Source organism: Citrobacter sp. Cpo090 (genome assembly GCF_030332665.1).
Lineage (GTDB): Bacteria > Pseudomonadota > Gammaproteobacteria > Enterobacterales > Enterobacteriaceae > Citrobacter > Citrobacter portucalensis.
Genome location: NZ_JAOWHK010000025.1, coordinates 705,768 through 729,748 on the forward strand (window position 1 = coordinate 705,768; position 23,981 = coordinate 729,748).

Consider the following 23,981-nt stretch of genomic DNA (forward strand, 5'->3'; position numbering starts at 1 on the left):
CTCAACATTCCACGAACTGATGGTCTTCGTTGAGCCGATATTTCACGCCCGCCCGGATGTTATTTTCCCCTTCAACAGCAAGCGCAAAACGCATTCTTTCGCCATCGTGATAAGCCAGTGCCGCACATCCGCCGGGACCGAGCGTTATCGAATCGACAGCACCGGTACTGGCAACAACGGCGTTCTCTCCGCTGGCAATAATGTGGATATTGTCCGCGCAGTTAGCGATTTTCGCCTCTGCACCAAAACAGGCTACCTGGGTTAAATCACCGCTGCTGGCAATCCGGTTTCGGTCGCCGAGCGAACTGATACGTACGCGCATGCCGGTACTGGCGATACGCGTTCCGTCGCCCACACTGCTGATACGCGCCGAGTTTCCCGCAATCGCTATTCGCCCGCGATCGCCTGAACTGCCGATATGCGTGTTATAGCCTACGCTGCCAATCCGTACGCTGTAACCGGCACTGGCGATCTGTGCTGCATACCCGGCGCTGGCAATTTTAACGTTGTCACCCGCACTGCTAAATCGGGCATAATCTTCCGCACTCGCCAGCGGATGACTGGTTTCCCCCGCGGCTTGCTCACCGGAAATATTCCCCATTGCGTCAATATCCTGCTGAGCAAAACTCGCCTCTTCCCGCCATTTTGACCAGCCGTACTCCACCAGGCTATTTGCCCAATCGGTATACCCTTCCCGCTGGAGCGCGCGATGAACATCGGCATAGCTTCCTCCTGCGGGAAATGCGCGTAGAAACCAGCGATACATGACGGGCCCGACACGCCAGACCCGTAAGTCACTTCGTGTAATCATCATCGCTTAATGCCGGTGGTAGCCATCCACCATACACTTGAAGGTTTCGCCCGGCGTGCGACCCGTAGTGCAAAGATAAAGATGCCCAAAAATGAAAAACAGACTGACTATTGCCAGCGCAAAGTGCGCCTGAAGCAGCCAGTAACGCACACCGGGGAACAGATCGCCGACGACCGTCGGGTAAAGCGATAACAATCCGGAGATCAGCAGCAGTGGCAACAAACCATACATCACGCCAACATAGGCCGCCTGCTGTAGCGGATTAAATTTAGAGCGAGGTGAGGCCGGGAATGGGTGTGACTCACCCTGCATAATGCCAAACAGGTAAAAACGTGTTTGTCTTTGTGCACGAGCGATCCAGCCCTGACGTTGAATAATATAGTGATGTCCGTTGCCGCCAATCAGGTTGATCAGCACAAAACCAATCCAGCAGGCAAGCAGCAAAAAGCCGCAGACCTCATGCACGGTAAGCAGGCTTTTCATTACCGGTGCGCTGACGGCAGAGAAGTGATTGACCAGACCACTAACCAGAAGTAGCAAAAACAGCAGCGCATTCGACCAGTGCCACAAACGAACAGCCTTCGAATATAAATAGACCTTCTCACCGTGCCCTGCCGACGTTTTATGCGCCGCACGAAAGCGCAACATGGCGTGAAGCGCCAGCACCAGCCACATTCCCACCAGCATTAACCCGGCAACGACTAACCACACAGGCCAGTAGTCCGGTGAAAACAGGGGGACATACTGTGCAAGCTGGGCGTGAAACTGTTCGGCATTCTGCGACGCGTTCATACATTTTCCTTTTTAATCAAATGTTGACCGAACCGACGATACAGATGGGGTTTCCCGGCGCCTGCAAGTTGATATTCGTAATACTTGTTTTCTCGCAACCAGGTCTGAATTTCCGGGCTATCTTCACGACCGAAAATCAGCGCATGTTCCGGGCAAGCGTTAACACAGATCGGTGGAAAACCTTTCGCCAGGCGTGATTCGGCGCAAAAGTCGCATTTATCCGCCACTTTAGTTTGCGGGTTGAGATAGCGAACCTGATAAGGACACGCACCAATACAGTAACTGCAGCCGATACAGGAAGACGTATCTACTCGCACAATACCGTTCTCATCTCGCCAGGAGGCACCGGTCGGACACACTTCAATGCAAGGCGCATCATCACAATGCTGGCAGGACTGACGGAAGTAGTGATACAGCGTTTCGTTGTCGTTGTCCGAGACTGGAATATGCGCTATCGACAAACGGCTACCCTGGGCAGGAACATGGTTGGTTTTCCTGCACGCCCGGGAGCAGATATTGCATCCGTTACACAATGATTCGTCGTGAATCATGACGTAACGAACGGCTTTAGGGCTCCTGGTACTCGCTAACAGATTTTGACCTGGGCCGGTGAAAAAAATCACCGTCCCCATGCCAATGACAAATTTTCGTCGGGTGAAGGACATCGGGTTATCCTCTAATACTGTGACTGTGGTCGTCCACACGTTCCATGACATCAACCTGAATAATTCAGGGGTTCTGATACTGCTCAACCTCAAGCCATTCACACAGGCCGTACGCTTTGCCATAACTCATAAAACGTTCGCTAAACAGATAAGGCTCCGCATTTGACGATTCCACAGTACGTATATCTGCGTAATCTGGATGCGTTTCCATGGCCGTAAGTGCCGCTGTAATCTGTTGAGATTCAAAGCTGTACGGCGGCTGCGTCAACATGGCGACCTTATAGGGGCGAGGATACGTGCGAGCGTCGAAGCGTACCGCCTCGGCAATCGCACGGCAGATGTCGTTTTCCACCACCTGCACGCACATGTCGGCGTAGTTTGCCGTCATGGTTTGCGTTGAGTAGAAATGGACATCTTCCGCCCCCTGCACACGGGTGATATCCGCGTTATTCGCGTCCTGACACAGCGTATCCAGCAGCGTGGAGAGATCGGCTTCAGGGACAGAATAAGGTGGCTGCAGAAACACGCTGCGCGCCACCAGTTGCCCCGCTGCTGAATGCTGGCGGATAAAATCTGCCACAATCGACTCCGGGCTGGCGGGTTCCTGAACCTGCGGCGCAGCCACCCGCTCTACCTGCGGATGAAACGCCTGTAACCAGTGTCTCTTATGGCTATCAACCTCGTCAGGAAGCCCCTCAACGGGTGCCAGAACGTTGCTCACGTTAGTCATCTCACGTTCCTTACGCCGGCAACAGATCCTGCGCAGCCAAATCAGCTGCCACGTCTTCAAGCCCGAGTCGGTTCAGGGTTTCACGCGTTGGGCAACCCAACTCGGGATCCCAGCCCATTTCCTGATAGAACATCGTCAGTGACTGGCGCATATCCTCCCTGTCCATCTTGTCGGTGCCTTCGGTGAAGACCGGTATTTTCGGATCTTTATCGAATACCCAGGAGCAGATGAGATCGTGCTCATTACGCATGTCTTTGGTTTGCATCAGTTTTACCGTATAGGCACGATGCAGGGTAAAGATGCGTTCAGCGGCCAGGTCCAGACTCGCCTGCGTGGTTTCATCACCGGTGACTGCCTGGAAGAACTTCGCTTCCAGATCCAAATCTCCGCGATAGTTACGGCTCTTGAGTGGTGAAACCGTCATCGGCCAAACCCAGTTACACAGCGTAACTGCGTTATGCAGACAGACTTTCAGCAGCGTCCATTTGGCATATTTGATCTTAGCGGCATTGATCGGCGTGTAGTTTTTGGTTTCGTCGTAGGCGTCCTGCGATCCAAATAGCTCGCCCGCCACTTCGCGCTGTAATTTCAGTGGTAAACCGGAACCAATGAAGTTGATATGGGTGTGCGTCATGCAGTCACGGTTAAACATGCAGTTGGTGATTGCCCCCACCTGTGCCGAAGCTTCGTTTGCATGATGGACAGGAAAACCAAACGGCGACCACAGTTTATTTTTGGCATAACCCCAGTACTCTTCGCCCAAATCCCAGCGTTCAGCAATGGCATACGAGCCGTCCGCAAGATGACTGAGTTCCCCCACGCGATGCGCCAGTCGATAGTAAAAATCTTTGATAAAGTTAGGATCGCCCGCCTCCAGTTGATCCCAACGGATCTCCGCATACTCTTCGGCTGGCAGCACGCGTTTAAAGACACCTTTCGAATAGCAGTAAGTAAAGTCACGGTGCAACTGACCGTAGTTACACCAGATACCGTAATCGTCAAACAGGTTCAGACCGAGCAGGTTCCCTACGACTCGTCCATCGTCTTTATCATCAAAATCTTTCGGACCATTGGGGAAAATGGTGGTGTGAACAAAGTTCGCCACGCAGGTGTTGCCGCCGGTACTCGGCACGCCAAAATCCTTCACCCGTGGGACATTGAGCTGCGACATACAACGAATAGGGCATGAATGGCAGCCGCTCATTTTGACCGTGTATTTTTCTGCGGCAGGCCCCAGATCAAACACCGATTTATAGGTACGGAAACCCACCGTATTTTGGTTGCCCGGCGGGATTTCACCGGTTTCGATTGGCCCCCCTTCTGCCGCTCCCCAGAAAAGTCCCTTACGGGCTGTCCAGCGCGAGTTTGGCGAAGAGTATTCTGCCCAGGCCTGCGGGGTGCTTGGCACAACGTGGTTGTTGTTGGCGCCGATAAGCTCGGTCATCATGTAGTCATTGAGCCGCTTCATCTCTTTACGATCGGCAATGTTGACCCCTTTGGTCCCTTCTACCGCAATGGCCTTCAGGTTTTTGGAACCCATCACCGCACCAGTACCGGCACCGCCGCTGTGGTTGCGGCTGTTGATCATGCAGGACAGTGGCACCAGATTCTCACCCGCCTGCCCAATAGCGTCGACGCAGGTTTCCGGGCTGGTAATCCGGCAAATCTCTTCAGTTGTGGCGCGAGTCCCCTTACCCCACAAGAAATCGGCTTTTTCGATGCTGACTTTATCGTCTTTGATGTTGATCCAGACCGGTGATGCGGACTTGCCTTCAATAATAATGGCATCGTAACCGGCGAATTTCATTTGTGCAGCAAAGAAACCGCCCATATGGGCATCTACGACTAAGTTACCTTTGGTAAACGTCGATAAGGAGGTGATATTGACGCGGGAGCTACAGGGAGCGCCAGACCCCGTTAATGGTCCGGTGGCAAAAACTAGCTTATTCCCTTCATCAAAAGGCATGGTGCCTGGCGGGACTTCGTCGTACATAATTTTATAACCAAAGCCCATCCCACCGACAAATTTTTTAAATTTACTGGAATCTTCAAGGGTGATATTACCCGTGGTGAGATTGACCCGTAAAATATTACCTGTCCAACCATTAGCCATCATGTTTTCCTTTGCAAGAAGGTTTAATAGATATACCCGCCATTCTTCAGGCAGCTTTTTTATTCAAAACTGCGGTATTTTTGGCAATTAATGGCGCGAATCAGGTATGCCTGCTATCTATCAAACAGTAATATCTTTCCACTCGATAATTTTTAATGCCCCAGTCGGACAAGCATTGGCGCATTCCCCGCATAACACACATTTTGAGGACTTTTTCGTTTCGGTATTTACGGTCGCCATCATCCACGGGCAGGCTGTGGTACACGCGCTACAGCCAATACAGCGTTTGTGGTCCACCGCAATACAACCGTCTTCCTGTTTCCAGGTAATTGCACCTATTGGACAGACCTTCATGCACTGCGGATCTTTACATTGTCGGCAGGTATCAGCGGTATAGTTTAAATCACCGTACAGCCCACCACCGGACCCGACGCCATCATCACCAAAGAAGAAATTGCGATGGATTTTTATCCGGGAAAAGAAGGTCCCTACGGCACCATCGTTATAATTAGTACAGGAGATTTCACAGCGGTGACAGCCCGTACAACGGGCTCGCTGAGTCACCAGAACCCCTTTCGGCGTATTGATAAGCCCCACGGTCCCACTATCGACATCTTCCTGCTTACAACCAAAAAGGGATAACAGCGCGGGGGCAATCGTTAATCCCGCCAGTCCTTTCCCTGATATCCGCAGGAATTCTAGTCGCGTTAAACCACAATCTAAAAATGGACGATCAACCTGGTTCATTTATTTCGCATCCTCTTCGCAAATGCTGTGGTAGCAACACATCCAGGCTAATTTAAACCAGCGCAGCTCAAGCCATATCGGGCGGTTAATGTTGCCAACAACACGTAAATTTTTGCCCTAACCTGATCGCGTAAATGACGGTGGTTAAACTGAATAAATCTAATCCTTTAGGGTTAGGCGTAGAAATAATGTGGTTATTCAGCATGCATAGTTTTGATCGTCATCAATTAAAAAACGGAAGGGATATAATTAATGCGGAGTGAGATTCATTATCATTAATAGGTGGAGTGAAATAGCAGCCTATTTAGATTAAAAATATTTGTGACCCCTCTCCCAAATATAATGCTGCACGGCCATCGATATATAAATAAATACATATCGATATTTATAGTTCTCTACCGCCAATTATTAGCGGAGATAAATTATATAGATTCATAGATTAACGTATCGAGAATAAGAGGACGGCAAAAAAATTTTGCCGTCCTCCTTTTATGAATTAACCGGCCAATGCTTTAATAACGGTCTCAATAGCCTGTTTTTCTAACTCACTGCGCTTCACACGCTGGTTAGCAAGGGTGGTTCTCAGTACTCCCGCAATGACGATATGCTTAGGCTCTTGTCCCAGATCGCGCATTTCGAGCACTACTTTACCTACTACTCTGCACATTTCACGGTACAACTCGTCGTCTTTCGTCTGATTTCCCATTTTTGCCCGCTCGTCATTAACTCAAACCAACAGCATATATCACTCTGACGATTTAGACAAAATTCAATGAAAATCAAAGAAATGTCATCATTCTACTGAATTCTCTGAAGTCGATTAACAAGCTCAGCAAGACTTCCTGCCTGCATTTTTTCCATCACCCGCGCCCGGTGTACTTCAACCGTACGCACGGCAATATTCATGGCATCAGCAATTTCCCTATTCATTAATCCTTTTGCTACCAGATGCGCCAGTTCCCGTTCTTTCGGCGTAAGTTGTTGATAGCAGCAGATGATCTCTTGTCGCGAGAACGCCGCTGCCGAGACCTGCAAGGCATGTTCTAATGCAGCCTGAAGCGGCACGGCTGACACCGGTTTTTGCAAAAAATCGACCGCGCCACGTTTCATTTGCTCAACCGCCATCGGCACATCGCCATGCCCGGTGAGAAAGACCACCGCCAGCGTGCTTGCTTTCTGACGCATGATTTCATGCACAGCGTGCCCATCCAGTACCGGCATACGCATATCCAGCAGTAGTACGCCCACCTGGTGCAGATTTGCTTCGGCGAGGAACTTCTCGCCTTGCTCCCAGCAAGACACTTCATATCCCAGACTTTCCAATAAAAACGCACAGGCCTGGGTGACGGCAGTGTCGTCATCCAGCAGATGAATTATCGCCACTACGGCCTCCTTCCTGATTTGGTTTAAAATACAATGTCACTCTCGCCCCTGCTTTTCCGTCCGGGGCCTGCTGATTTTGGATCACAATATCTCCGTTTGCGTAGCGCACCAGTCGCTGACAAATGGCCAGTCCTAGTCCCATACCTTCTTTGCGGGTGGTCATAAACGGCTGAAACGCCTGATACAACTGATCCTCGTCAATGCCTCCGGCATTATCCTGCACCTGAATACGCACACAACCATCCTTATGCTGGGCACTAAACCATACTGTCGTAGCGCCTGCCTGGGCGGCATTGAGTACCAGATTAGCCAGCACCTGCTCAAGAAGAACGCTTGGCAGCATCAACGTTAACGCCTTACTAACCTGCGTGTGCAGCGTTACCGACGGGAATTGCTGGGGCATGCGCAATAATTGCCAGACGTGATGGATAGCATCGTGAACGTTGATGGCTTGCCAGTCATCGGTGAGTACCGGATTGCCCTGTGCCTGGCTGACCCACTGCCGGAGATTGCGCAGCGTATCGGCCCCCCTTTGTGCCTGGGCGTCGATGTGCTCAAGCGCGGGCAGCAACGGATGCTGCTCATCCTGACCGCGCAGGCGGATCAAACAGCCTTGGGCGTAATGGCGGATAGCAGACAACGGCTGATTGAGCTCGTGGGCAAAACCGGAGGTCATCTCCCCCAGCACGCTCATTTGGCGGGCAGTCTCCAGCGCCTGTTCCTGTTTGTGCAACAACACGTTGTTCCGCTCTAGTTGCCTGCCGCGTCGGCGAACCAACAGCATTACCCAGATGTAATTGAGCGTCAGCAACAGCAATACGACGACCACGGCCCCCATCGCCAACCGATGTTGAATAAACCAGCTTTTGACATCCAGCCACAGTTGGCGCTGCTGCGGATGTTGGCGGACGTCCCGCAGCAACGCTTCTACTTCGCGGGTCGAGGCGGGCGCGCCCCAGCGAAACGTCACGTTTTGCGGTGCATTGAACAGCACCCGCGTGACGCGATCGGCCAGTTCATCGCTCACTGCTGGCAGTGCGGCAAATGACCAGTCAGGATAGAGCGGCGTACTGGTTAAACAGGGTATTGAAGTCGGATGGTTCAACACGGTCATAAAATCGGTTTTACGAATGAGGCCTTCTTCATCCATCTTTTCCAGAAGACACACCGGCACGATCACCGCCTGCACGGCTTTTTCACGTAATAAATAGAGTAAGGCATCGGCGGGAAATCCGGTAAACGTCAGACGTAAATCGCGTTCGGGGCGCAAACCGGCATCACTGAGCGCTTTATATCCCAGCAAATAGCCGCCAAACGCCTGAGCATCAATGGCGCCAACCGTTTTGCCGATCAGATCATGTGCGGAGGTGATCCCACTGTCGCGTCTGACGAGGATCGCGCTGCCAATCACGTTACTGGTGGCTTTCCCACCACGGGTGGAGCGTAACGACGCCAGCCAGCGTAGCGCTGAGCGGCTGTTAAGCTGGACAAACTGTGCCGGATTGGTGACCACAAAGTGTACCGTTCCACGATTCACCGCCTCCTGCATCTGTCGCAGGTCCAGCGGTTGAATATGAAACTGCTCACCGGGGATTTGCTGATTCAAAAAGGTTTCCAGCGGCTGCCAGTGATTACGTGTGGAGACCTCCCCACGCATCGCCAAAACGCCAATGTTCCATGTCTGCGCCCTGACCGCGCCGCTTAGCATCCACAGCGACACCAGCACCCCCAGACACCTTACTACGTTGCGTCCCACTCAATTATCCCTGTCAATTATGTTGTTTTAGATCAACAACAAGCCGGGTATGTGGTTAACCACAATAGAGTATACCCCGTCACGATTTTTACACTGTAAATCATTGAGATTCTTTATTCATCACACGCAAATCAACGGCGTGACCAATGTTTCGTTGTTGCATCGTGACGGGAGAAAATATGGACAGCAGTAAACGGCAGTTTCTCCAGCAACTGGGCGTCCTGACCGCTGGCGCATCACTGGTTCCGCTGGCTCAGGCGCAATTTCCCTATTCGCCTGAACGCCGGGAAGGCTCACAACAGCATCGCTACGCCATGCTGGTTGACCTGCGACGCTGTATCGGCTGCCAGGCCTGTACCGTCAGTTGCGCCATTGAAAACCAGACCCCACAGGGCGAATTTCGTACCCTCGTCAACCAGTATCAAGTGCAGATTGAAGGCCAGCAAAGCGTCACCAACGTCCTGCTGCCGCGACTGTGCAACCATTGTGATAATCCCCCTTGCGTGCCCGTTTGCCCGGTACAGGCCACTTTCCAACGCGAAGACGGCATTGTTGTGGTCGACAACACGCGCTGCGTGGGCTGTGCCTATTGCGTGCAGGCCTGCCCTTATGATGCGCGATTCATCAACCATGAAACGCAAACCGCCGATAAATGTACCTTTTGCGTTCACCGCCTCGAAGCGGGTCTGCTCCCGGCCTGTGTGGAATCCTGCGTCGGCGGCGCACGAATCATTGGCGATATTAAAGATCCGCACAGCCGCATTTCACAAATGCTGCATGAACACCATGACGCCATCAAAGTACTGAAGCCGGAAAGCGGTACGTCTCCTCACGTGTTCTATCTGGGGTTGGATGAGGCGTTTGTCACCCCATTGATGGGACGTGCTCAACCAGCACTCTGGCAGGAGGTTTAAATGAACCATTCACTGATTATCGACGAGGTTCTGGCCCATCCCCAGGACGTAAGCTGGTTACCCTGGGCCGTACAATATTTCTTTTTCATCGGCATTGCCGCCTGCGCCGCGCTGTTCGCCTGCGTTCTACACTGGCGCAAAAAAGAAACGGCAGACCTGGAGAATCTGACGCTGTTAATCGCCCTGACCTGCGCGATTACCGCACCACTGGCACTGACCGCCGATCTACACCAAACCGCCCGTGTCTGGCATTTCTATGCGTATCCGACGCCATGGTCCTGGATGCCGTGGGGCGCGTTGTTTTTACCGCTGTTTACCGGTTTTTTAGGTTTGTGGTTTCTGGCGCAGCACGTTAAACGGTTAACGCTAAAAAGTTACAGCGTCACAAAATGGTTAGCACTTGGCAGCGCCCTGTCCGCCATCGGATTGCTGGTCTACACCGGCCGTGAAGTGTCGGTGGTACAGGCGCGTCCCATCTGGTTCAGTTACGCCTTTCCGGTTGCAATGTTCCTCAGCGCGCTGCAAACGTTTCTTGCCCTGCTTATTGCCATGACAAATAGCCAGGACGTACTGCCGCGTAAGCTAGCGTGGGGGCAAATGGTCACGTTGATCGCGCTGGCTATCGTGGTGGTGATCTGGGCGAGCGGTAATACGCTTTCCGGTTCGGCTATCCGTCAGTGGCTGGATGTTGCTTCTTCAGCACAACACTACGCTATCGGTTGGGTTGCGTTATGGCTTGTTTCGCTTGCTCTTTGCGGGTTGGTTGTACGTTACCCCTTGTCGCTACCGCTGCGCATATTACTCGCTTTTAGCGCCATGGCGCTGTGCTGGCTAGTGCGCTGGACGTTACTCATCCAGGTGCAGACTGTACCGAAATTTAACGCGCAGTTTAATCCCTACACCCTGCCCGGCGGCACCGATGGCTGGCTGGCTATTGTGGGTACCTTCGGCCTGTGGATAGCACTGATTATTATTGTTCGTGAAGCCCTGAACGCGATCGCAAGGAGAATGCAACATGGCTAATTTAACCCGTCGTCAGTGGCTTAAAGTGGGCCTTGCCGTAGGTGGCATGGTGACTTTTGGCCTGAGTTATCGGGATGTGGCAAAGCGCGCGATAGACGGTTTGCTGGACGGAACCTCGGGAAAAATCACCCGTGATCGCATTTTTGCCAACGCGCTCATCCCCGAAGCCAACGCCCGGCCTCACTGGCAGCAAAACCCGCAGCAGGTGATCTCCATGACGCAGTGCTTTGGTTGCTGGACGCAGTGTGGTGTGCGGGTTCGCGTTGACACTGAACAAGGCAAAGTGCTGCGCATTGCGGGCAACCCTTATCATCCGTTGTCGCACGAACACCATATAGACGCCTCTGTCCCCTTTGCCACGGCAATGGAACAGCTGGCCGGGGAGTCAGGTCTTGACGCACGTTCCACCGCCTGCGCCCGCGGTGCAACCTTACTCGAAGGTTTGTACAGCCCGCTACGTATTCTGGAGCCCATGAAGCGCGTCGGTAAACGCGGTGAGGGAAAATGGCAACGCATCAGCTTCGAACAGCTGATCAAAGAGGTGGTGGAAGGTGGCGATTTGTTTGGTGAAGGCCACGTTGATGGTCTGAGAGCCATCCACGATCCCACTACACCGCTTGATGCGAAACATCCCGGCTTTGGCCCAAAATCCAATCAACTGCTGGTCACCAATACCAGCGATGAAGGACGTGATACCTTTTTACGTCGCTTCGCACTGAACAGTTTCGGCAGTAAAAACTTCGGTGCTCATGGCGCTTACTGCGGTCTGGCCTATCGGGCCGGCTCCGGTGCGTTAATGGGCGATCTGGATAAAAATACCCACGTGAAACCCGACTGGGATAACGTCGAATTCGCGCTGTTTATGGGCACCTCTCCGGCGCAATCCGGCAACCCGTTTAAGCGCCAGGCCCGCCAGTTGGCCAGCGCCCGTTTGCGTGACGACTTCCGTTATGTTGTGGTAGCGCCCGCTTTGCCATTAACCACGGTGCTGGCTGACGATCGCGGCCACTGGCAACCCGTACGACCGGGAAGCGACTCCGCGCTGGCAATGGGGATGATAAGCTGGATTATCGATAAACAACGCTATAACGCTGATTATCTCGCCATTCCCGGCGTGCAGGCCATGCAGCAGGCGGGAGAAAAAAGCTGGACTAACGCCACACATCTGGTGATTACCGATGAAATTCCAACGCTTGCCGGACAGCACCTGACCCTCGCCCATCTGAGTGCAAACGACGCCCAGGAGCCGGTGGTCGTCAACGAGGCCGGTGAGATTGTCGCCGCCAGCAGTTGCCCGCGCGCGCAGCTGTTTGTTACCCGCGAAGTGACGCTGGCTGACGGGCGGACGGTAACGGTAAAAAGTAGCTTCCAGTGTCTGCGAGAGTCCGCAGAGAAACTGTCGCTAACGCAGTACAGCCAGCAGTGTGGGGTGTCAGAAGCAGACATTGGTGCTCTGGCCGACGCATTCACCCGCCACGGGCGTAAAGCGGCAGTGATCACGCACGGCGGAATGATGGCAGGCAATGGATTTTATAACGCCTGGTCGGTGATGATGCTCAATGCGCTGATTGGCAACCTCAGCCTTGAAGGCGGCGTGTTCGTCGGCGGCGGCAAATTCAATGGTGCCACCGACGGTCCGCGCTACAACATGGACAGTTTCGCCGGGAAGGTAAAACCGAAAGGGTTAAGCATCGCGCGCAGTAAAACCGCTTATGAGTATTCCGAAGAGTACCGCAATAAGGTGGCAGCCGGGCAATCGCCCTTCCCGGCCAAAGCCCCGTGGTATCCGTTTGTCGCCGGTCAGCTTACCGAACTCCTCGTCTCGGCGCTTGAAGGTTACCCTTATCCGCTGAAAGCCTGGATCTCAAACATGACCAACCCGTTTTACGGCATTGCGGGGTTGCGCAGCGTGGCGGAAGAAAAGCTCAAGGATCCTTCTCGTCTGCCGCTGTTTATTGCAATTGACGCCTTTATGAACGAAACCACGGCGCTGGCAGATTACATCGTGCCGGATACCCACAACTTCGAAAGCTGGGGATTCAGCGCTCCGTGGGCGGGCGTGGCCAGCAAAGCCACCACCGCGCGTTGGCCGGTCGTCAGACCCGCGACCAGTAGCACCGCTGACGGTCAACCTGCCTCTATGGAGTCTTTCTGTATTGCGGTTGCAAAACGCATCGGGCTACCCGGATTCGGCGACAATGCGATTACCGATCCGCAAGGCAACCACTATCCGTTGAACCGTGCGGAAGATTACTACCTGCGCCTCGCCGCCAATATTGCGTTTATGGGCAAAGCGCCGGTCCCCGAAGCACAGCAGGAAGACATTGCATTGACCGGGGTACAGCGGATCATGCCCGTGATGGCGAAAACGCTGAAAGCTGATGAAATCAGCCGAGTGGCGTTTATCTACTCCCGCGGCGGACGCTTTGCGCCGGACAACAGCGGGCGAGTGGATAACCGCGTCGGCAATGCCTGGGAAAAACCGCTCCAAATCTGGAATGCGAACGTCGCCGCGTACCGCCATGCGATTACCGGCGAGCGCTACAGCGGCTGCCCGGCCTGGTATCCTTCGCGCCTGTCAGATGGGCGTGCGGTAGAGGAGTTGTTCCCGGAACAAGAATGGCCATTGAAACTGATTTCTTTTAAATCCAATACCATGTCCAGCGCCACGGCGGTGATCCCGCGCCTGCATCATCTGAAGCCGGTTAATCTGGTGGCGCTCAATCCACAAGATGGTCAGCGGTATGGTTTAGCACACGGCGATATCGTTCGTATCACCACCCCAGGCGGTCAGGCACAGGCACAGATAAGCCTGCTGCATGGCGTCATGCCGGGTGTCATCGCCATTGAACATGGTTACGGGCATAAAGAAATGGGCGCGGCACGGCATACCCTCGACGGTGAGCCGATGGCGTTTGATGAGCAGATTAAGTCGGGAATTAATCTCAACGAGTTGGGTTTTGCGGACCCAACCCGACAGGTAGCCAATACCTGGCTTGACTGGGTGTCGGGTGCGGCGGTGCGCCAGGGGTTACCAGCGAGAATTGAGCGCGTGTAGCTCTGGCACAGCATGGCAACACTAACGCGTTGTACCCGGCCTACAGGATGTCGTAGGCCGGGTAAGGCACTCCCGCACCCGGCAAGAAGCGAATTAGTTGTTTACCGGGATCACCGCACCTTTATATTTAGTACGGATCCAGTCCTGGATCTCTTTTGAGTGCAGGACATCAACCAGCGCCACGATATCCTTTTTCTTCTCGTCGCCGCGATGCACGGTAATGATGTTGGCATACGGATTATTTTCACCACTTTCAACGGCAATAGGATCTTTCACTGGATCCAGCCCGGCGTCGATGGCGTAGTTGGCGTTAATCACCACCGCATCGCCTTCGTCGTTGTTATACATCTGCGGTAACAGCGCTGCTTCCACGTTTGGCAGGAACTTCAGCTTTTTCGGGTTTTCGACGATATCGCTAATGCGCGCGGTTACTTTATCCACACCCGGCTTCAGCTTGATCACACCCTCTTTTTCGAAAATCGACAGAATACGACCTTCCTCAGATACCGCATCACGCATGATGACTTTGCCGCCTTCCGGCAGATCTTTAAGCGATTTCACTTTTTTCGAATAGATACCAATCGGCTCAATGTGAATCGCTCCGGCGCTGACGAAGTCATACGTTTTATCGCCCGCATGATCTTTAATCACGCTGTTCAGGTACGGAATATGCTGGAAGTAGTTGGCGTCAATCTCACGACCAGCCAACGCAGTGTTCGGCAGAATGTAATCCTGGAATGGTTTAATCTCCAGATCGATCCCCTGTTTCGCCAGAATCGGTTTGGCTTGTTCAAGGATCTCCGCGTGCGGCACGTTAGACGCGCCAACGGTCAGAGTATCAGCCAAGGAGGCAAAGCTCAGGGCGCTTAAGGTTGCTGCGGCGAGTAACGTCAGTGATTTTTTCATGATAATGGTTTCCGTATTTTATTAGCGTTTATCTAACAGAGAGGTGATCACATCGCCGCAAAGCTGGATGATGAAGACAATGAGCAAAATCGTCACTGTCGCCACCAGCGTGACGTCGCTGTGGTTGCGCTGGAATCCTTCCAGATAGGCCAAATTCCCTAAACCACCGGCACCAATTACCCCTGCCATCGCACTGTAGCTAACCAGCGCAATTAGCGTCACGGTGATCCCGGACACCAGAGCAGGAGAGGATTCCGGCAGTAAAACTCGAAAAATAAGCGTGCTCAGCCGTGCGCCCATCGAACGCGTCGCTTCAATAACGCCTTTATCCACTTCACGCAGAGCAATTTCGACCAGACGTGCATAAAACGGCGCAGCACCGACGATCAGCGCAGGCAACGCCGCATTGGCGCCGAGAATGGTGCCAACCATCGCTTTGGTGAACGGGATCAGCAGCACGATCAAAATGATGAATGGGATGGAGCGGAAGATATTCACCACCAGCGAAATAACGCTATATATCGCACGGTTAGGAAACAACCCGCCGCGCGCGGTCAGGAACAACGCCAGACCAAGCGCGATGCCCAGGATAAAGGTCGCCGCCCCCGAAAGGGCTGTCATATACAGCGTTTCCTGGGTTGCCGCTAACAGTTGCTCCCACTTCAGATGAGGAAACAGTTCTTCAGCCATGTTGAATCACCTCGCCTTCAATGTCGCTCTGGCGCAGGTCGGCCAAAATATTATTCAATTGTTCTTCAGAGGCCACCACGTGCACCCAGAGCTGACCAAACGCGCCGTGTGCGGTTTGCGTCATCTTGCCATGCAAGATGTTGAACGGCAGGCCATAGCGTAGGGTCAATTCCCCAACCACAGGCCGGTGCGTGCGTTGCCCGGTAAACGTAAGTTTGATAACTACGCCGCCAAGTTCGCTTGCCAGCTGCGGATTAAACTCGTCTTCCTCGGTGTACTGGCTCACCTGACGAACAAACTGCCGGGTGATCGACTGCTGTGGATGGGTGAAGACGTTGAGTACATCGCCTTCCTCAACGACCTTGCCGTTTTCCATTACCGCGACGCGATCGCAGATTTTGCGTACCACGTGCATTTCATGAGTGATCAGCACAATGGTCAATTTGAACCGACGGTTAATATCGAGGAGTAAATCGAGGATCTGATCGGTAGTTTGCGGATCCAGCGCCGAGGTGGCTTCGTCACACAGCAGGACATCCGGATTGTTCGCCAGCGCGCGGGCAATTCCTACACGCTGTTTTTGCCCACCGCTAAGCTGGGAAGGATACGCATTTTCACGACCGTTCAGCCCAACCAGCGTAATCAGTTCGGCAACCCGCGCTTTGATGGACGCTTTGGACGCGCCGGCGATTTGCATAGAGAAAGCAATATTTTCGCTAACGGTCCGCGACCACAACAAATTGAAGTGCTGAAACACCATGCTGATTTTCAGTCGCGCCTGGCGTAACGATTCCCCACTGGCGGCGGAGATATCGTGGCCGTTAATCGTCACGCTGCCGGAGGTCGGTTTTTCGAGACCATTGAGCAAACGAATTAATGTGCTTTTACCTGCCCCGCTGTAACCAATAATGCCGTAAATCTGTCCCTGTTCAACCGTCAGGTTGACGTTATCGACAGCGGTGATGGCAAGCCTGCCTGGCGTAAACACTTTCGAAATATTTTTCAGGACAATCATGTCGTTTGGGTATCCGCTGCTGCTTATTGTTCTTCTGCTAGCGCTTTTAGCTGTTTAGCAGTATGGATGTCCAAACGAGTGTAATCAGTGAGATTGGCTTTTAAAATGAATTAAAACGCATTTGATATAACTTATAGGAATATAGTACGACATCAACGCCAACGGCTTAAAACGCAGTCATCAGGATGTTAAATGCAGTTTGTTGCGCAACAAACCGCAACGCCCGATAACCTCTTTATCCATACCGATGAACAAATTCATGAATATTTTTTGTAAAACTGCACAGAAGTGTTTTGAAACGCTGTTTCCATTTTCCTTTTTGATAATTTTCAGCGTATAATGCGCGCCAATTGTCTCTTGAATGGTTTCAGCACATTGACCTGTAAAACTCAACGACTACAAAACTCACCATCCCGTTGGGCTGAAACACAAGCACACATTCCTCTGCACGCTTTTTCGATGTCACCTATCCTTAGAGCGAGGCATCACAACTTTCGTAACTCAGGTTTAGCTTCCCGTCCGTGCGCGGCGGGAGCCAGATTTCCATATCCTTCTCAACTTAAAGACTAAGACTGTCATGAAAAAGACGAAAATTGTTTGCACCATCGGTCCGAAAACCGAATCCGAAGAGATGTTATCCAAAATGCTGGACGCGGGCATGAATGTCATGCGTCTGAACTTCTCCCACGGTGATTACGCAGAACACGGTCAGCGCATCAAGAATTTGCGCAACGTCATGAGCAAAACCGGCAAGAAAGCCGCAATCCTGCTCGACACCAAAGGTCCGGAAATCCGTACCATCAAACTGGAAGGCGGTAACGACGTTTCCCTGAAAGCGGGCCAGACCTTCACCTTCACCACCGACAAATCTGTCGTAGGCAACAACGAAATCGTTGCTGTTACTTATGAAGGCTTCACTAAAGATCTGTCCGTCGGCAACACCGTTCTGGTTGACGATGGTCTGATCGGCATGGAAGTTACCGCCATCGAAGGTAACAAAGTAATCTGTAAAGTGCTGAACAACGGCGACCTGGGCGAAAACAAAGGCGTTAACCTGCCGGGCGTTTCCATCGCACTGCCAGCACTGGCTGAAAAAGACAAACAAGACCTGATCTTCGGTTGCGAGCAAGGCGTTGACTTCGTTGCAGCGTCCTTTATCCGTAAGCGCTCTGACGTCGTTGAAATCCGTGAGCACCTGAAAGCGCACGGCGGCGAAAACATCCAGATCATCTCCAAAATCGAAAACCAGGAAGGCCTGAACAACTTCGACGAAATCCTCGAAGCGTCTGACGGCATCATGGTTGCGCGTGGCGATATGGGCGTTGAGATCCCGGTTGAAGAAGTTATCTTCGCGCAGAAGATGATCATCGAAAAATGTATCCGTGCACGTAAAGTCGTTATCACTGCGACCCAGATGCTGGACTCCATGATCAAAAACCCGCGTCCGACCCGCGCTGAAGCCGGTGACGTAGCGAACGCCATCCTCGACGGTACCGACGCAGTAATGCTGTCTGGCGAGTCTGCCAAAGGTAAATACCCGCTGGAAGCCGTTACCATCATGGCGACCATCTGTGAGCGTACTGACCGTGTGATGACCAGCCGTCTGGACTTCAACAACGACAGCCGCAAACTGCGCATCACCGAAGCCGTTTGCCGTGGCGCGGTTGAAACTGCTGAAAAACTGGACGCGCCGCTGATTGTCGTCGCAACCCAGGGTGGTAAATCTGCTCGCGCAGTACGTAAATACTTCCCGGATGCCACCATCCTGGCGCTGACCACCAACGAAACTACCGCGCGTCAGCTGGTGCTGAGCAAAGGTGTTGTTGCACAGGTGGTTAAAGAAATCAGCTCTACCGATGATTTCTATCGCCTGGGTAAAGAAGTCGCTCTGGAAAGCGGTCTGGCTCAGAAAGGTGACGTCGTGGTTATGGTTTCTGGTGCACTGGTTCCGAGCGGCACCACCAACACCGCATCCGTTCACGTACTGTAATAATTCCATCGCGAATTAATTTGCTTAAAAAAGCGCCCTGGTGGCGCTTTTTTTATTTTATCGATAGCCACAATTAATAAAAAATCAAATCGGATTTCACTATCTAATCCGTGATTATCTAAGATGAATCCGATGGAAGCTTTCTGTTTTCACTCGGGTTTTTAGCCGTTTTTGCACAATTCGATGCTTCTTTGAGCGAACGATCAAAAATAAGTGCATTCCCATCAAAAAAATATTCTCAACATAAAAAACTTTGTGTAATACTTGTAACGCTACATGGAGATTAACTCAATCTAGAGGGTATTAATAATGAATCGTACTAAACTGGTACTGGGCGCGGTAATCCTGGGTTCTACTCTGCTGGCAGGTTGCTCCAGCAATGCTAAAATCGATCAGCTGTCTTCTGACGTTCAGACTCTGAACGCTAAAGTTGACCAACTGAGCAACGACGTGAACGCAATGCGTTCCGACGTTCAGGCTGCTAAAGATGACGCAGCACGCGCTAACCAGCGTCTGGACAACGCAGCTACTAAATACCGCAAGTAATAGTATCTGTGTAATAGAAATGGCGCACATTGTGCGCCATTTTTTTGCTCTGAATTCCCCTTCCCTGTTATTGCGTAGCGCGCACCTCAGCATCCTCTCCTGGAACGCCATTTTGCGCAGACTTCACTTCTGGCCCATTGCTTGCGACCGATGCTTGCCCGGCAGTGACAGTGACCGGATAACCTGCGCGACGATACAACGCCCTTTCCACCAGACTGTTGTCCACCGCTTTGTTGTCTTTAAACTGGGTAAAACCGGCTGGCAGCACATACGGCATGGTCTGGACGTTTTGTTCCTCTTCCGGCGACAGCGGTCGATGCACTTCGACATACCTCATGCCGTTCGGCTCAATCGAATATTTTATCGGCTCATTAATCACCCTGACCGGCGTTCCAGTGCGGACCTGAGCAAACAGTGCTTTAATGTCCGGCGCGTTCATGCGAATACAACCAGAACTCACACGCAGTCCCACGCTGTCCGGCGCGCTGGTACCATGGATCAGATATTCACCGTTTCCATGCGCCAGACGCAGTGCAAAGCGTCCTAACGGGTTATTTGGCCCGGCAGGTACAACAGGCGGTAATGTGATGCCGCGCTCCAGAGAGCGTTTACGGATGCCTGGTGTAGGGGTCCAGGTTGGATTCGGGATTTTCTGCCCAACCCGGGTTTCCATTACCGGCGTTTCCAGCCCCTGCAAACCGATACCAATCGGGAATACCTGAACAATATTCTCTCCCGGCGGGAAGTAATACAGACGCAGTTCCGCCAGATTCACAATAATGCCTTCGCGTGGTGCATCCGGCAGCAGTAATTGTGAGGGAATAGTAATCAGGGTTCCGGGTTTAGGTACGGGGGCAATAGTATTGTTGGCTTCAAGGATCAGCATGGCAGCGGTATCAAACTTACGGGCTATCGCCTGTAGGTTTTTATCGCCTTCCTGCACGGTGTAAGTTTGGTTTTGCCCAACAAGACGGCTGTTCGCCTGGGGCAAAGGATAATCGACCGCCCATGCGGCCTGAATAGCGCTGTAAGCGCCGATTAGCATTAACGTAATAACAGACGCGCGTTTCATACTCACTCACCCCCCTGGCGTTCTTGCCGGACGGCGGCGAGCGCCCAATCCGGCCTACGAGTCACTGCGTTGCCTTACACGAACGCTTTCAAGTCGGTCTGAAAGTTGACGTGTTTTATCAGTTTAGCTAAGAGTTGCGGCTTTGGCGCGAATAGCCCGAATCATCGCCTCCAGCCCTTGTGAACGAGACGGCGTGAGATGTTGTGCAAGTGCCATTTTTTCAAACCACGGACGCACATCAAAATTCACAATATCCTGGGCCGTCATGCGATCATACAAAATGAATACCACGGCAATAAGTCCTTTCACAATTGCCGCATCACTGTCGCCCTGCAATTCAATTATCCCTTCGCCATTCTGGTTCATAACAATCCATACCTGGCTTTGACATCCCTGGATGCTATTTTCCGGGCAGCGTAAGTCGTCGTTTAATTCCGGCAAACGCTGACCCAGTTCAATAATGTACAGGTATTTCTCTTCCCAGTTAGCGCAACGCAGAAAATTACGCAACAACTTTTCTTTATCCGGTAGCGCAGCCATAACGCCTCCCTGTTAGCCCAGTAAATGATGAATACGCTTGAGGCCCGTTACCAGGCGATCCACTTCTTCATGGGTGTTGTACATTGCAATCGACGCCCGGCACATAGCAGGAACGTTATAGTAGGCCATCAGCGGCATAGCGCAGTGATGCCCCGTCCGCACGGCTATTCCATAGTTATCAAGAAAACTCCCGACGTCATAGGCGTGATGTTTGCCGAGATTAAACGCAATCACCCCCAGGCGGTTATCCGGTCCGTAGAGCGTTAAATCCGGCACATCCGCCAGCTGTTCCAGCGCATAGCGCATCATGAATTGTTCATATTCGCTGATTTCAGTAAGCCCCAGCGCCGAAACATACTCAATAGCCGCGCCGAGTCCGATAATACCTCCGGTGTTTGGCGTTCCGGCTTCAAAACGCCAGGGGGCTTTAGCCCACGTCGTTCCTTGGCTCAAACTTACCGTCGCAATCATTGAGCCACCGCCTTCCCAGGGCGGCATCTCCTGCAACAGCGACTCTCTGGCATACAGAACGCCAATACCGGTTGGACCGTAAAGTTTATGCCCGGAGAAAACATAAAAATCGCAATCCAGTGCCTGTACGTCCACCTGATGATGCATCACCGCCTGCGCGCCATCCACCAGCACTTTCGCACCGAATTGATGTGCCAGCTCAATCATTTCCGATAACGGGTTTTCGGTACCCAACACATTAGAAACGTGGGTAATCGCCAGCAGTTGCGTGCGATCGTCAAACAGCGTCGGCAGCATCTCCAGTTGCAACGTACCATCAGCATTGAGCGGGATAACGCGCAGCTCTGCCCCTACGCGGGTACACAGCATCTGCCAGGGTACAATATTGGCGTGGTGCTCCATTTCGCTGATGATAATGTTATCGCCCGCCCGCACGTTGCTGCTACCCCAGCTGTTCGCCACAAGATTGATACCTTCCGTCGTGCCACGTACAAACACCAGCTCTTCCGCAGAGCGGGCGTTAATAAACAACGAGGCAAGTTTGCGCACATTCTCCATTTTTTCCGTAGCCTGGGCGCTCAGCGTATGAATACCGCGGTGGACTGCCGCATAGCCGTGACGATAAAACTCGGCCTCGGCATCAATCACCTGATTGGGTTTTTGCGCGCTGGCAGCGCTGTCCAGATACGCCAACGGTAAACCGTTCACTTCACGCGTCAGGACCGGAAAATCAGCCCGTACTTTTTCAATGGGGAATGTCATGCTGCGCCTCCCGGCAAGCGTTGGGCGATCCGCGCCAGTACCTGTTGTTTCAGCGTTTCATCGCCCAGGGCTTCCGTCAGCTCAGCGGCAAACGCATAGAGAATCATGTGTTGAGCATCCTGCTGACCGATTCCGCGTGAACGCAGATAGAACATCTGCTCGTCGTCGATCCGTCCTACCGTCGCCCCGTGGCTGCATTTCACATCGTCGGCGTAGATTTCGAGCTGTGGCTTGGTATCCACCTCCGCCAGCTTTCCGAGCAACAGATTATTGTTGGTCATCTGACCGTCGGTTTTGATGGCGTGCTGTGCGACGTTGATCAGACCATTGAATACCGCCCGCCCCTTATCGCTGACAATCGTTTTATGCAACTGGCGACTGTTGCAATAGCCTTTGTTGTGCTCAAGCCAGGTCCGTGTATCACAGACTTCATTTTTCACCGGCATCGCCAGACTGTTCAACCGAAGCGTGGTGTTTTCACCGTTAAGCTGCGTACTGGTGTTATGGCGCAATACCGCATCACCAAGCAAGAAACTGTGGCTGACGGCAGTCGCATCCGCACCCAATTGAATATCATTATGGGCGAAGTGGTGGCTGAGCGGATTTTCAAACGCCAGTTTGATATGGCGCAAATGGGCGTTTGCCGCGACGTTCATCGTTAAGCGTGCGCCGGTGAAATGGCGAAGCTCGCTGAGGCTGGCATAGTGTTCAATGACGGTGGCTTCTGCGCCTTCCGCCAGCTCCAGATGGTGGCGATAGTGCGCCGTATTCACCTCATCGCCCGCCACCCCCTGGGTAATATGCAGCAGCAGCAGCGGTTTTGCGGGGCGCTGGTTACGCTTCACCTGAATGTGCGTTACGCTACGGGACAGGCTTTCGGTCAGGTGCAAAAACACTTCCGGTTGGATAGCCGCTGGCAGCGCCTGGCGCGCATCGTCAATGGTAATGTCAAAACCGCTACCGTCCGCGCTGTCGCTGAGCGTCGGAGAGAATTGTCCGTCAACAAATACCAGTCGAATAGCGTCAATAGCCGGCGATAACGCTGCACATTGGGCAGGCGTTATCTCAGCGACATGACTGACAAACTGACTGTTGGTTAATCCTTCCAGCGGTGTGTATTTCCAGTCCTCATGTTTACGCGTTGGCAGTCCCAGACGCAGCATCTGTTGCAAGTGCTGCTGCGCATGGTGTGAGCGTGTCTCCCCTTGCGTCTCAAACAGATGGTGCCACTGTTGCAGCACGTTACTGCTGTTCGCTAAGCCAGCCATAACCTTGCTCCTCCAGTTGTTTGACCAGCGTGAAATCGCCGGACTTCACAATTCGCCCCTGGTAGAGAACGTGAACAAAATCGGGTTTGATATAGTCCAGGATGCGCTGATAGTGAGTGACGATAATGAATGAGCGTTTCCCGTCACGTAGTGAGTTCACGCCATCGGCAACGATTTTCAGCGCATCAATATCCAGCCCGGAGTCTGACTCATCAAGAATGCACAGCTGAGGCTCCAGCACGGCCATTTGCAGAATGTCATTACGTTTTTTCTCACCACCGGAGAAACCGACGTTAACCGAACGCGTGAGCAAATCTTCCGGCATCTTCAGCAGCGCAATTTTCTCTTCCATCAGGTCCTGGAAGTCGAATCGATCCAGCGACTCTTCGCCACGGTAACTCCGCACCGCATTCAGTGCCGTTTGCAGGAAAAACTGGTTACTGACGCCAGGGATTTCCACCGGATACTGGAATGCCATAAAGATCCCTTCACCGGCCCGGTCCTCCGGCGACAGTTCCAGTAAATCCTTGCCGTTGAACTCTACCGTCCCGCCAGTGACGTCGTAGTCTTCACGTCCGGCCAGGGTTGCAGAAAGCGTACTTTTCCCCGAACCGTTTGGTCCCATAATGGCGTGAACTTCTCCGGGGCGAACTTCAAGGCTCAGCCCACGCAGGATCGCCTTATCTTCCACACTGACCTGTAAATCTTTGATGCTTAACATGTGCTTTC

General features: G+C 52.7%; 23 protein-coding genes. 6 read left to right on the forward strand and 17 right to left on the reverse strand.

Annotated elements, in window-relative coordinates:
• Window position 1: 1 nt before the first annotated feature.
• From ydhT to ttrS, 9 genes are all read right to left on the reverse strand, one after another.
• Window positions 2-814, reverse strand: coding sequence for a protein YdhT (gene ydhT, locus OGY83_RS05940; RefSeq protein WP_286635461.1), 813 nt, complete (start codon window positions 812-814; stop codon window positions 2-4).
• 3 nt (window positions 815-817) lie between these two features.
• Window positions 818-1,603, reverse strand: a complete 786-nt coding sequence (phsC, locus tag OGY83_RS05945) for a thiosulfate reductase cytochrome B subunit (protein WP_079937749.1) — start codon at window positions 1,601-1,603, stop codon at window positions 818-820.
• Window positions 1,600-2,268, reverse strand: coding sequence for a 4Fe-4S dicluster domain-containing protein (locus OGY83_RS05950; RefSeq protein WP_079937748.1), 669 nt, complete (start codon window positions 2,266-2,268; stop codon window positions 1,600-1,602). The genes phsC and OGY83_RS05950 overlap by 4 nt, the downstream gene beginning before the upstream one ends.
• A 64-nt stretch (window positions 2,269-2,332) precedes the next feature.
• Complete coding sequence (locus OGY83_RS05955) at window positions 2,333-2,998, reverse strand: YdhW family putative oxidoreductase system protein (protein WP_286635462.1); 666 nt, start codon at window positions 2,996-2,998, stop codon at window positions 2,333-2,335.
• A gap of 10 nt (window positions 2,999-3,008) precedes the next feature.
• On the reverse strand, window positions 3,009-5,111 hold the full coding sequence (locus OGY83_RS05960; RefSeq protein ID WP_286635909.1) for an aldehyde ferredoxin oxidoreductase: 2,103 nt from the start codon (window positions 5,109-5,111) through the stop codon (window positions 3,009-3,011).
• 120 nt (window positions 5,112-5,231) lie between these two features.
• Window positions 5,232-5,858, reverse strand: a complete 627-nt coding sequence (locus OGY83_RS05970; RefSeq protein ID WP_003029338.1) for a ferredoxin-like protein — start codon at window positions 5,856-5,858, stop codon at window positions 5,232-5,234.
• Window positions 5,859-6,354: 496 nt separating this feature from the next.
• Entirely contained in the window at window positions 6,355-6,564 is a 210-nt protein-coding gene (fumD, locus tag OGY83_RS05975) for a fumarate hydratase FumD (protein ID WP_003029345.1), read from the reverse strand.
• Window positions 6,565-6,656: 92 nt separating this feature from the next.
• Window positions 6,657-7,241, reverse strand: coding sequence for a tetrathionate respiration response regulator TtrR (gene ttrR / locus OGY83_RS05980; RefSeq protein WP_286635463.1), 585 nt, complete (start codon window positions 7,239-7,241; stop codon window positions 6,657-6,659).
• Window positions 7,216-8,949, reverse strand: coding sequence for a tetrathionate respiration histidine kinase TtrS (gene ttrS, locus OGY83_RS05985; protein ID WP_286635910.1), 1,734 nt, complete (start codon window positions 8,947-8,949; stop codon window positions 7,216-7,218). Before ttrS ends, ttrR begins: the two co-directional genes overlap by 26 nt.
• Window positions 8,950-9,176: 227 nt before the next feature.
• Here ttrS and ttrB point away from each other — a divergent pair, with 227 nt between their 5' ends.
• Genes ttrB through ttrA form a run of 3 tightly spaced genes read left to right on the forward strand, consistent with a single transcriptional unit; the run spans window position 9,177 to window position 13,992 of the window.
• Window positions 9,177-9,911 carry a tetrathionate reductase subunit TtrB gene (ttrB, locus tag OGY83_RS05990; protein ID WP_226804182.1) on the forward strand — a complete coding sequence of 245 codons (735 nt, stop codon included), beginning with the start codon at window positions 9,177-9,179 and terminating at the stop codon, window positions 9,909-9,911.
• Window positions 9,912-10,934 carry a tetrathionate reductase subunit TtrC gene (gene ttrC / locus OGY83_RS05995; RefSeq protein WP_194212062.1) on the forward strand — a complete coding sequence of 341 codons (1,023 nt, stop codon included), beginning with the start codon at window positions 9,912-9,914 and terminating at the stop codon, window positions 10,932-10,934.
• Window positions 10,927-13,992, forward strand: a complete 3,066-nt coding sequence (gene ttrA / locus OGY83_RS06000; protein ID WP_286635464.1) for a tetrathionate reductase subunit TtrA — start codon at window positions 10,927-10,929, stop codon at window positions 13,990-13,992. The genes ttrC and ttrA overlap by 8 nt, the downstream gene beginning before the upstream one ends.
• 93 nt (window positions 13,993-14,085) lie before the next feature.
• Here the strand turns inward: ttrA and OGY83_RS06005 are convergent, their stop codons facing one another.
• The 3 genes from OGY83_RS06005 to OGY83_RS06015 are packed head-to-tail and all read right to left on the reverse strand — an operon-like array spanning window position 14,086 to window position 16,603.
• Window positions 14,086-14,898, reverse strand: coding sequence for a MetQ/NlpA family ABC transporter substrate-binding protein (locus OGY83_RS06005; protein WP_286635465.1), 813 nt, complete (start codon window positions 14,896-14,898; stop codon window positions 14,086-14,088).
• 21 nt (window positions 14,899-14,919) lie between these two features.
• Window positions 14,920-15,588 (reverse strand): methionine ABC transporter permease, encoded by a 669-nt coding sequence (locus OGY83_RS06010; protein ID WP_191212818.1) that lies wholly within the window; start codon window positions 15,586-15,588, stop codon window positions 14,920-14,922.
• Entirely contained in the window at window positions 15,581-16,603 is a 1,023-nt protein-coding gene (locus OGY83_RS06015) for a methionine ABC transporter ATP-binding protein (protein WP_286635466.1), read from the reverse strand. The genes OGY83_RS06010 and OGY83_RS06015 overlap by 8 nt, the downstream gene beginning before the upstream one ends.
• A gap of 375 nt (window positions 16,604-16,978) precedes the next feature.
• Between OGY83_RS06015 and ynhH the strand changes: the two genes are divergently transcribed.
• The 3 genes from ynhH (at window position 16,979) to lpp (ending at window position 19,139) form a co-directional block, all read left to right on the forward strand.
• Window positions 16,979-17,173 carry a protein YnhH gene (gene ynhH / locus OGY83_RS06020; RefSeq protein WP_247753436.1) on the forward strand — a complete coding sequence of 65 codons (195 nt, stop codon included), beginning with the start codon at window positions 16,979-16,981 and terminating at the stop codon, window positions 17,171-17,173.
• Between the two features lie 7 nt (window positions 17,174-17,180).
• Window positions 17,181-18,593: a pyruvate kinase PykF gene (gene pykF, locus OGY83_RS06025; protein ID WP_079937737.1), complete on the forward strand. Its 1,413-nt coding sequence runs from the start codon at window positions 17,181-17,183 to the stop codon at window positions 18,591-18,593.
• Window positions 18,594-18,902: 309 nt separating this feature from the next.
• Entirely contained in the window at window positions 18,903-19,139 is a 237-nt protein-coding gene (gene lpp, locus OGY83_RS06030; RefSeq protein ID WP_003029373.1) for a murein lipoprotein Lpp, read from the forward strand.
• A gap of 67 nt (window positions 19,140-19,206) precedes the next feature.
• Here the strand turns inward: lpp and ldtE are convergent, their stop codons facing one another.
• The 5 genes from ldtE to sufC form a co-directional block, all read right to left on the reverse strand.
• Window positions 19,207-20,211: a L,D-transpeptidase LdtE gene (ldtE, locus tag OGY83_RS06035; protein ID WP_003029376.1), complete on the reverse strand. Its 1,005-nt coding sequence runs from the start codon at window positions 20,209-20,211 to the stop codon at window positions 19,207-19,209.
• Between the two features lie 123 nt (window positions 20,212-20,334).
• Window positions 20,335-20,751 carry a cysteine desulfuration protein SufE gene (gene sufE / locus OGY83_RS06040; RefSeq protein WP_003832654.1) on the reverse strand — a complete coding sequence of 139 codons (417 nt, stop codon included), beginning with the start codon at window positions 20,749-20,751 and terminating at the stop codon, window positions 20,335-20,337.
• A 12-nt stretch (window positions 20,752-20,763) separates the two neighbouring features.
• The gene (sufS, locus tag OGY83_RS06045) at window positions 20,764-21,984 is read right to left on the reverse strand and encodes a cysteine desulfurase SufS (protein ID WP_286635467.1); all 1,221 of its coding nucleotides are present in this window, start codon (window positions 21,982-21,984) and stop codon (window positions 20,764-20,766) included.
• Window positions 21,981-23,252 (reverse strand): Fe-S cluster assembly protein SufD, encoded by a 1,272-nt coding sequence (sufD, locus tag OGY83_RS06050; RefSeq protein WP_286635468.1) that lies wholly within the window; start codon window positions 23,250-23,252, stop codon window positions 21,981-21,983. Before sufD ends, sufS begins: the two co-directional genes overlap by 4 nt.
• Entirely contained in the window at window positions 23,227-23,973 is a 747-nt protein-coding gene (sufC, locus tag OGY83_RS06055; RefSeq protein WP_003832649.1) for a Fe-S cluster assembly ATPase SufC, read from the reverse strand. The genes sufD and sufC overlap by 26 nt, the downstream gene beginning before the upstream one ends.
• Window positions 23,974-23,981 lie beyond the last annotated feature (8 nt).

What these genes read in the sequence shown, in the direction of transcription:
- ydhT (WP_286635461.1), bottom strand. Translation starts at nt 814, where the DNA reads ATGATGATTACACGAAGTGACTTACGGGTCTGGCGTGTCGGGCCCGTC.
- phsC (WP_079937749.1), bottom strand. Translation starts at nt 1,603, where the DNA reads ATGAACGCGTCGCAGAATGCCGAACAGTTTCACGCCCAGCTTGCACAG.
- OGY83_RS05950 (WP_079937748.1), bottom strand. Translation starts at nt 2,268, where the DNA reads ATGTCCTTCACCCGACGAAAATTTGTCATTGGCATGGGGACGGTGATT.
- OGY83_RS05955 (WP_286635462.1), bottom strand. Translation starts at nt 2,998, where the DNA reads ATGACTAACGTGAGCAACGTTCTGGCACCCGTTGAGGGGCTTCCTGAC.
- OGY83_RS05960 (WP_286635909.1), bottom strand. Translation starts at nt 5,111, where the DNA reads ATGGCTAATGGTTGGACAGGTAATATTTTACGGGTCAATCTCACCACG.
- OGY83_RS05970 (WP_003029338.1), bottom strand. Translation starts at nt 5,858, where the DNA reads ATGAACCAGGTTGATCGTCCATTTTTAGATTGTGGTTTAACGCGACTA.
- fumD (WP_003029345.1), bottom strand. Translation starts at nt 6,564, where the DNA reads ATGGGAAATCAGACGAAAGACGACGAGTTGTACCGTGAAATGTGCAGA.
- ttrS (WP_286635910.1), bottom strand. Translation starts at nt 8,949, where the DNA reads ATGCTAAGCGGCGCGGTCAGGGCGCAGACATGGAACATTGGCGTTTTG.
- ttrB (WP_226804182.1), top strand. Translation starts at nt 9,177, where the DNA reads ATGGACAGCAGTAAACGGCAGTTTCTCCAGCAACTGGGCGTCCTGACC.
- ttrC (WP_194212062.1), top strand. Translation starts at nt 9,912, where the DNA reads ATGAACCATTCACTGATTATCGACGAGGTTCTGGCCCATCCCCAGGAC.
- ttrA (WP_286635464.1), top strand. Translation starts at nt 10,927, where the DNA reads ATGGCTAATTTAACCCGTCGTCAGTGGCTTAAAGTGGGCCTTGCCGTA.
- OGY83_RS06005 (WP_286635465.1), bottom strand. Translation starts at nt 14,898, where the DNA reads ATGAAAAAATCACTGACGTTACTCGCCGCAGCAACCTTAAGCGCCCTG.
- OGY83_RS06010 (WP_191212818.1), bottom strand. Translation starts at nt 15,588, where the DNA reads ATGGCTGAAGAACTGTTTCCTCATCTGAAGTGGGAGCAACTGTTAGCG.
- OGY83_RS06015 (WP_286635466.1), bottom strand. Translation starts at nt 16,603, where the DNA reads ATGATTGTCCTGAAAAATATTTCGAAAGTGTTTACGCCAGGCAGGCTT.
- pykF (WP_079937737.1), top strand. Translation starts at nt 17,181, where the DNA reads ATGAAAAAGACGAAAATTGTTTGCACCATCGGTCCGAAAACCGAATCC.
- lpp (WP_003029373.1), top strand. Translation starts at nt 18,903, where the DNA reads ATGAATCGTACTAAACTGGTACTGGGCGCGGTAATCCTGGGTTCTACT.
- ldtE (WP_003029376.1), bottom strand. Translation starts at nt 20,211, where the DNA reads ATGAAACGCGCGTCTGTTATTACGTTAATGCTAATCGGCGCTTACAGC.
- sufE (WP_003832654.1), bottom strand. Translation starts at nt 20,751, where the DNA reads ATGGCTGCGCTACCGGATAAAGAAAAGTTGTTGCGTAATTTTCTGCGT.
- sufS (WP_286635467.1), bottom strand. Translation starts at nt 21,984, where the DNA reads ATGACATTCCCCATTGAAAAAGTACGGGCTGATTTTCCGGTCCTGACG.
- sufD (WP_286635468.1), bottom strand. Translation starts at nt 23,252, where the DNA reads ATGGCTGGCTTAGCGAACAGCAGTAACGTGCTGCAACAGTGGCACCAT.
- sufC (WP_003832649.1), bottom strand. Translation starts at nt 23,973, where the DNA reads ATGTTAAGCATCAAAGATTTACAGGTCAGTGTGGAAGATAAGGCGATC.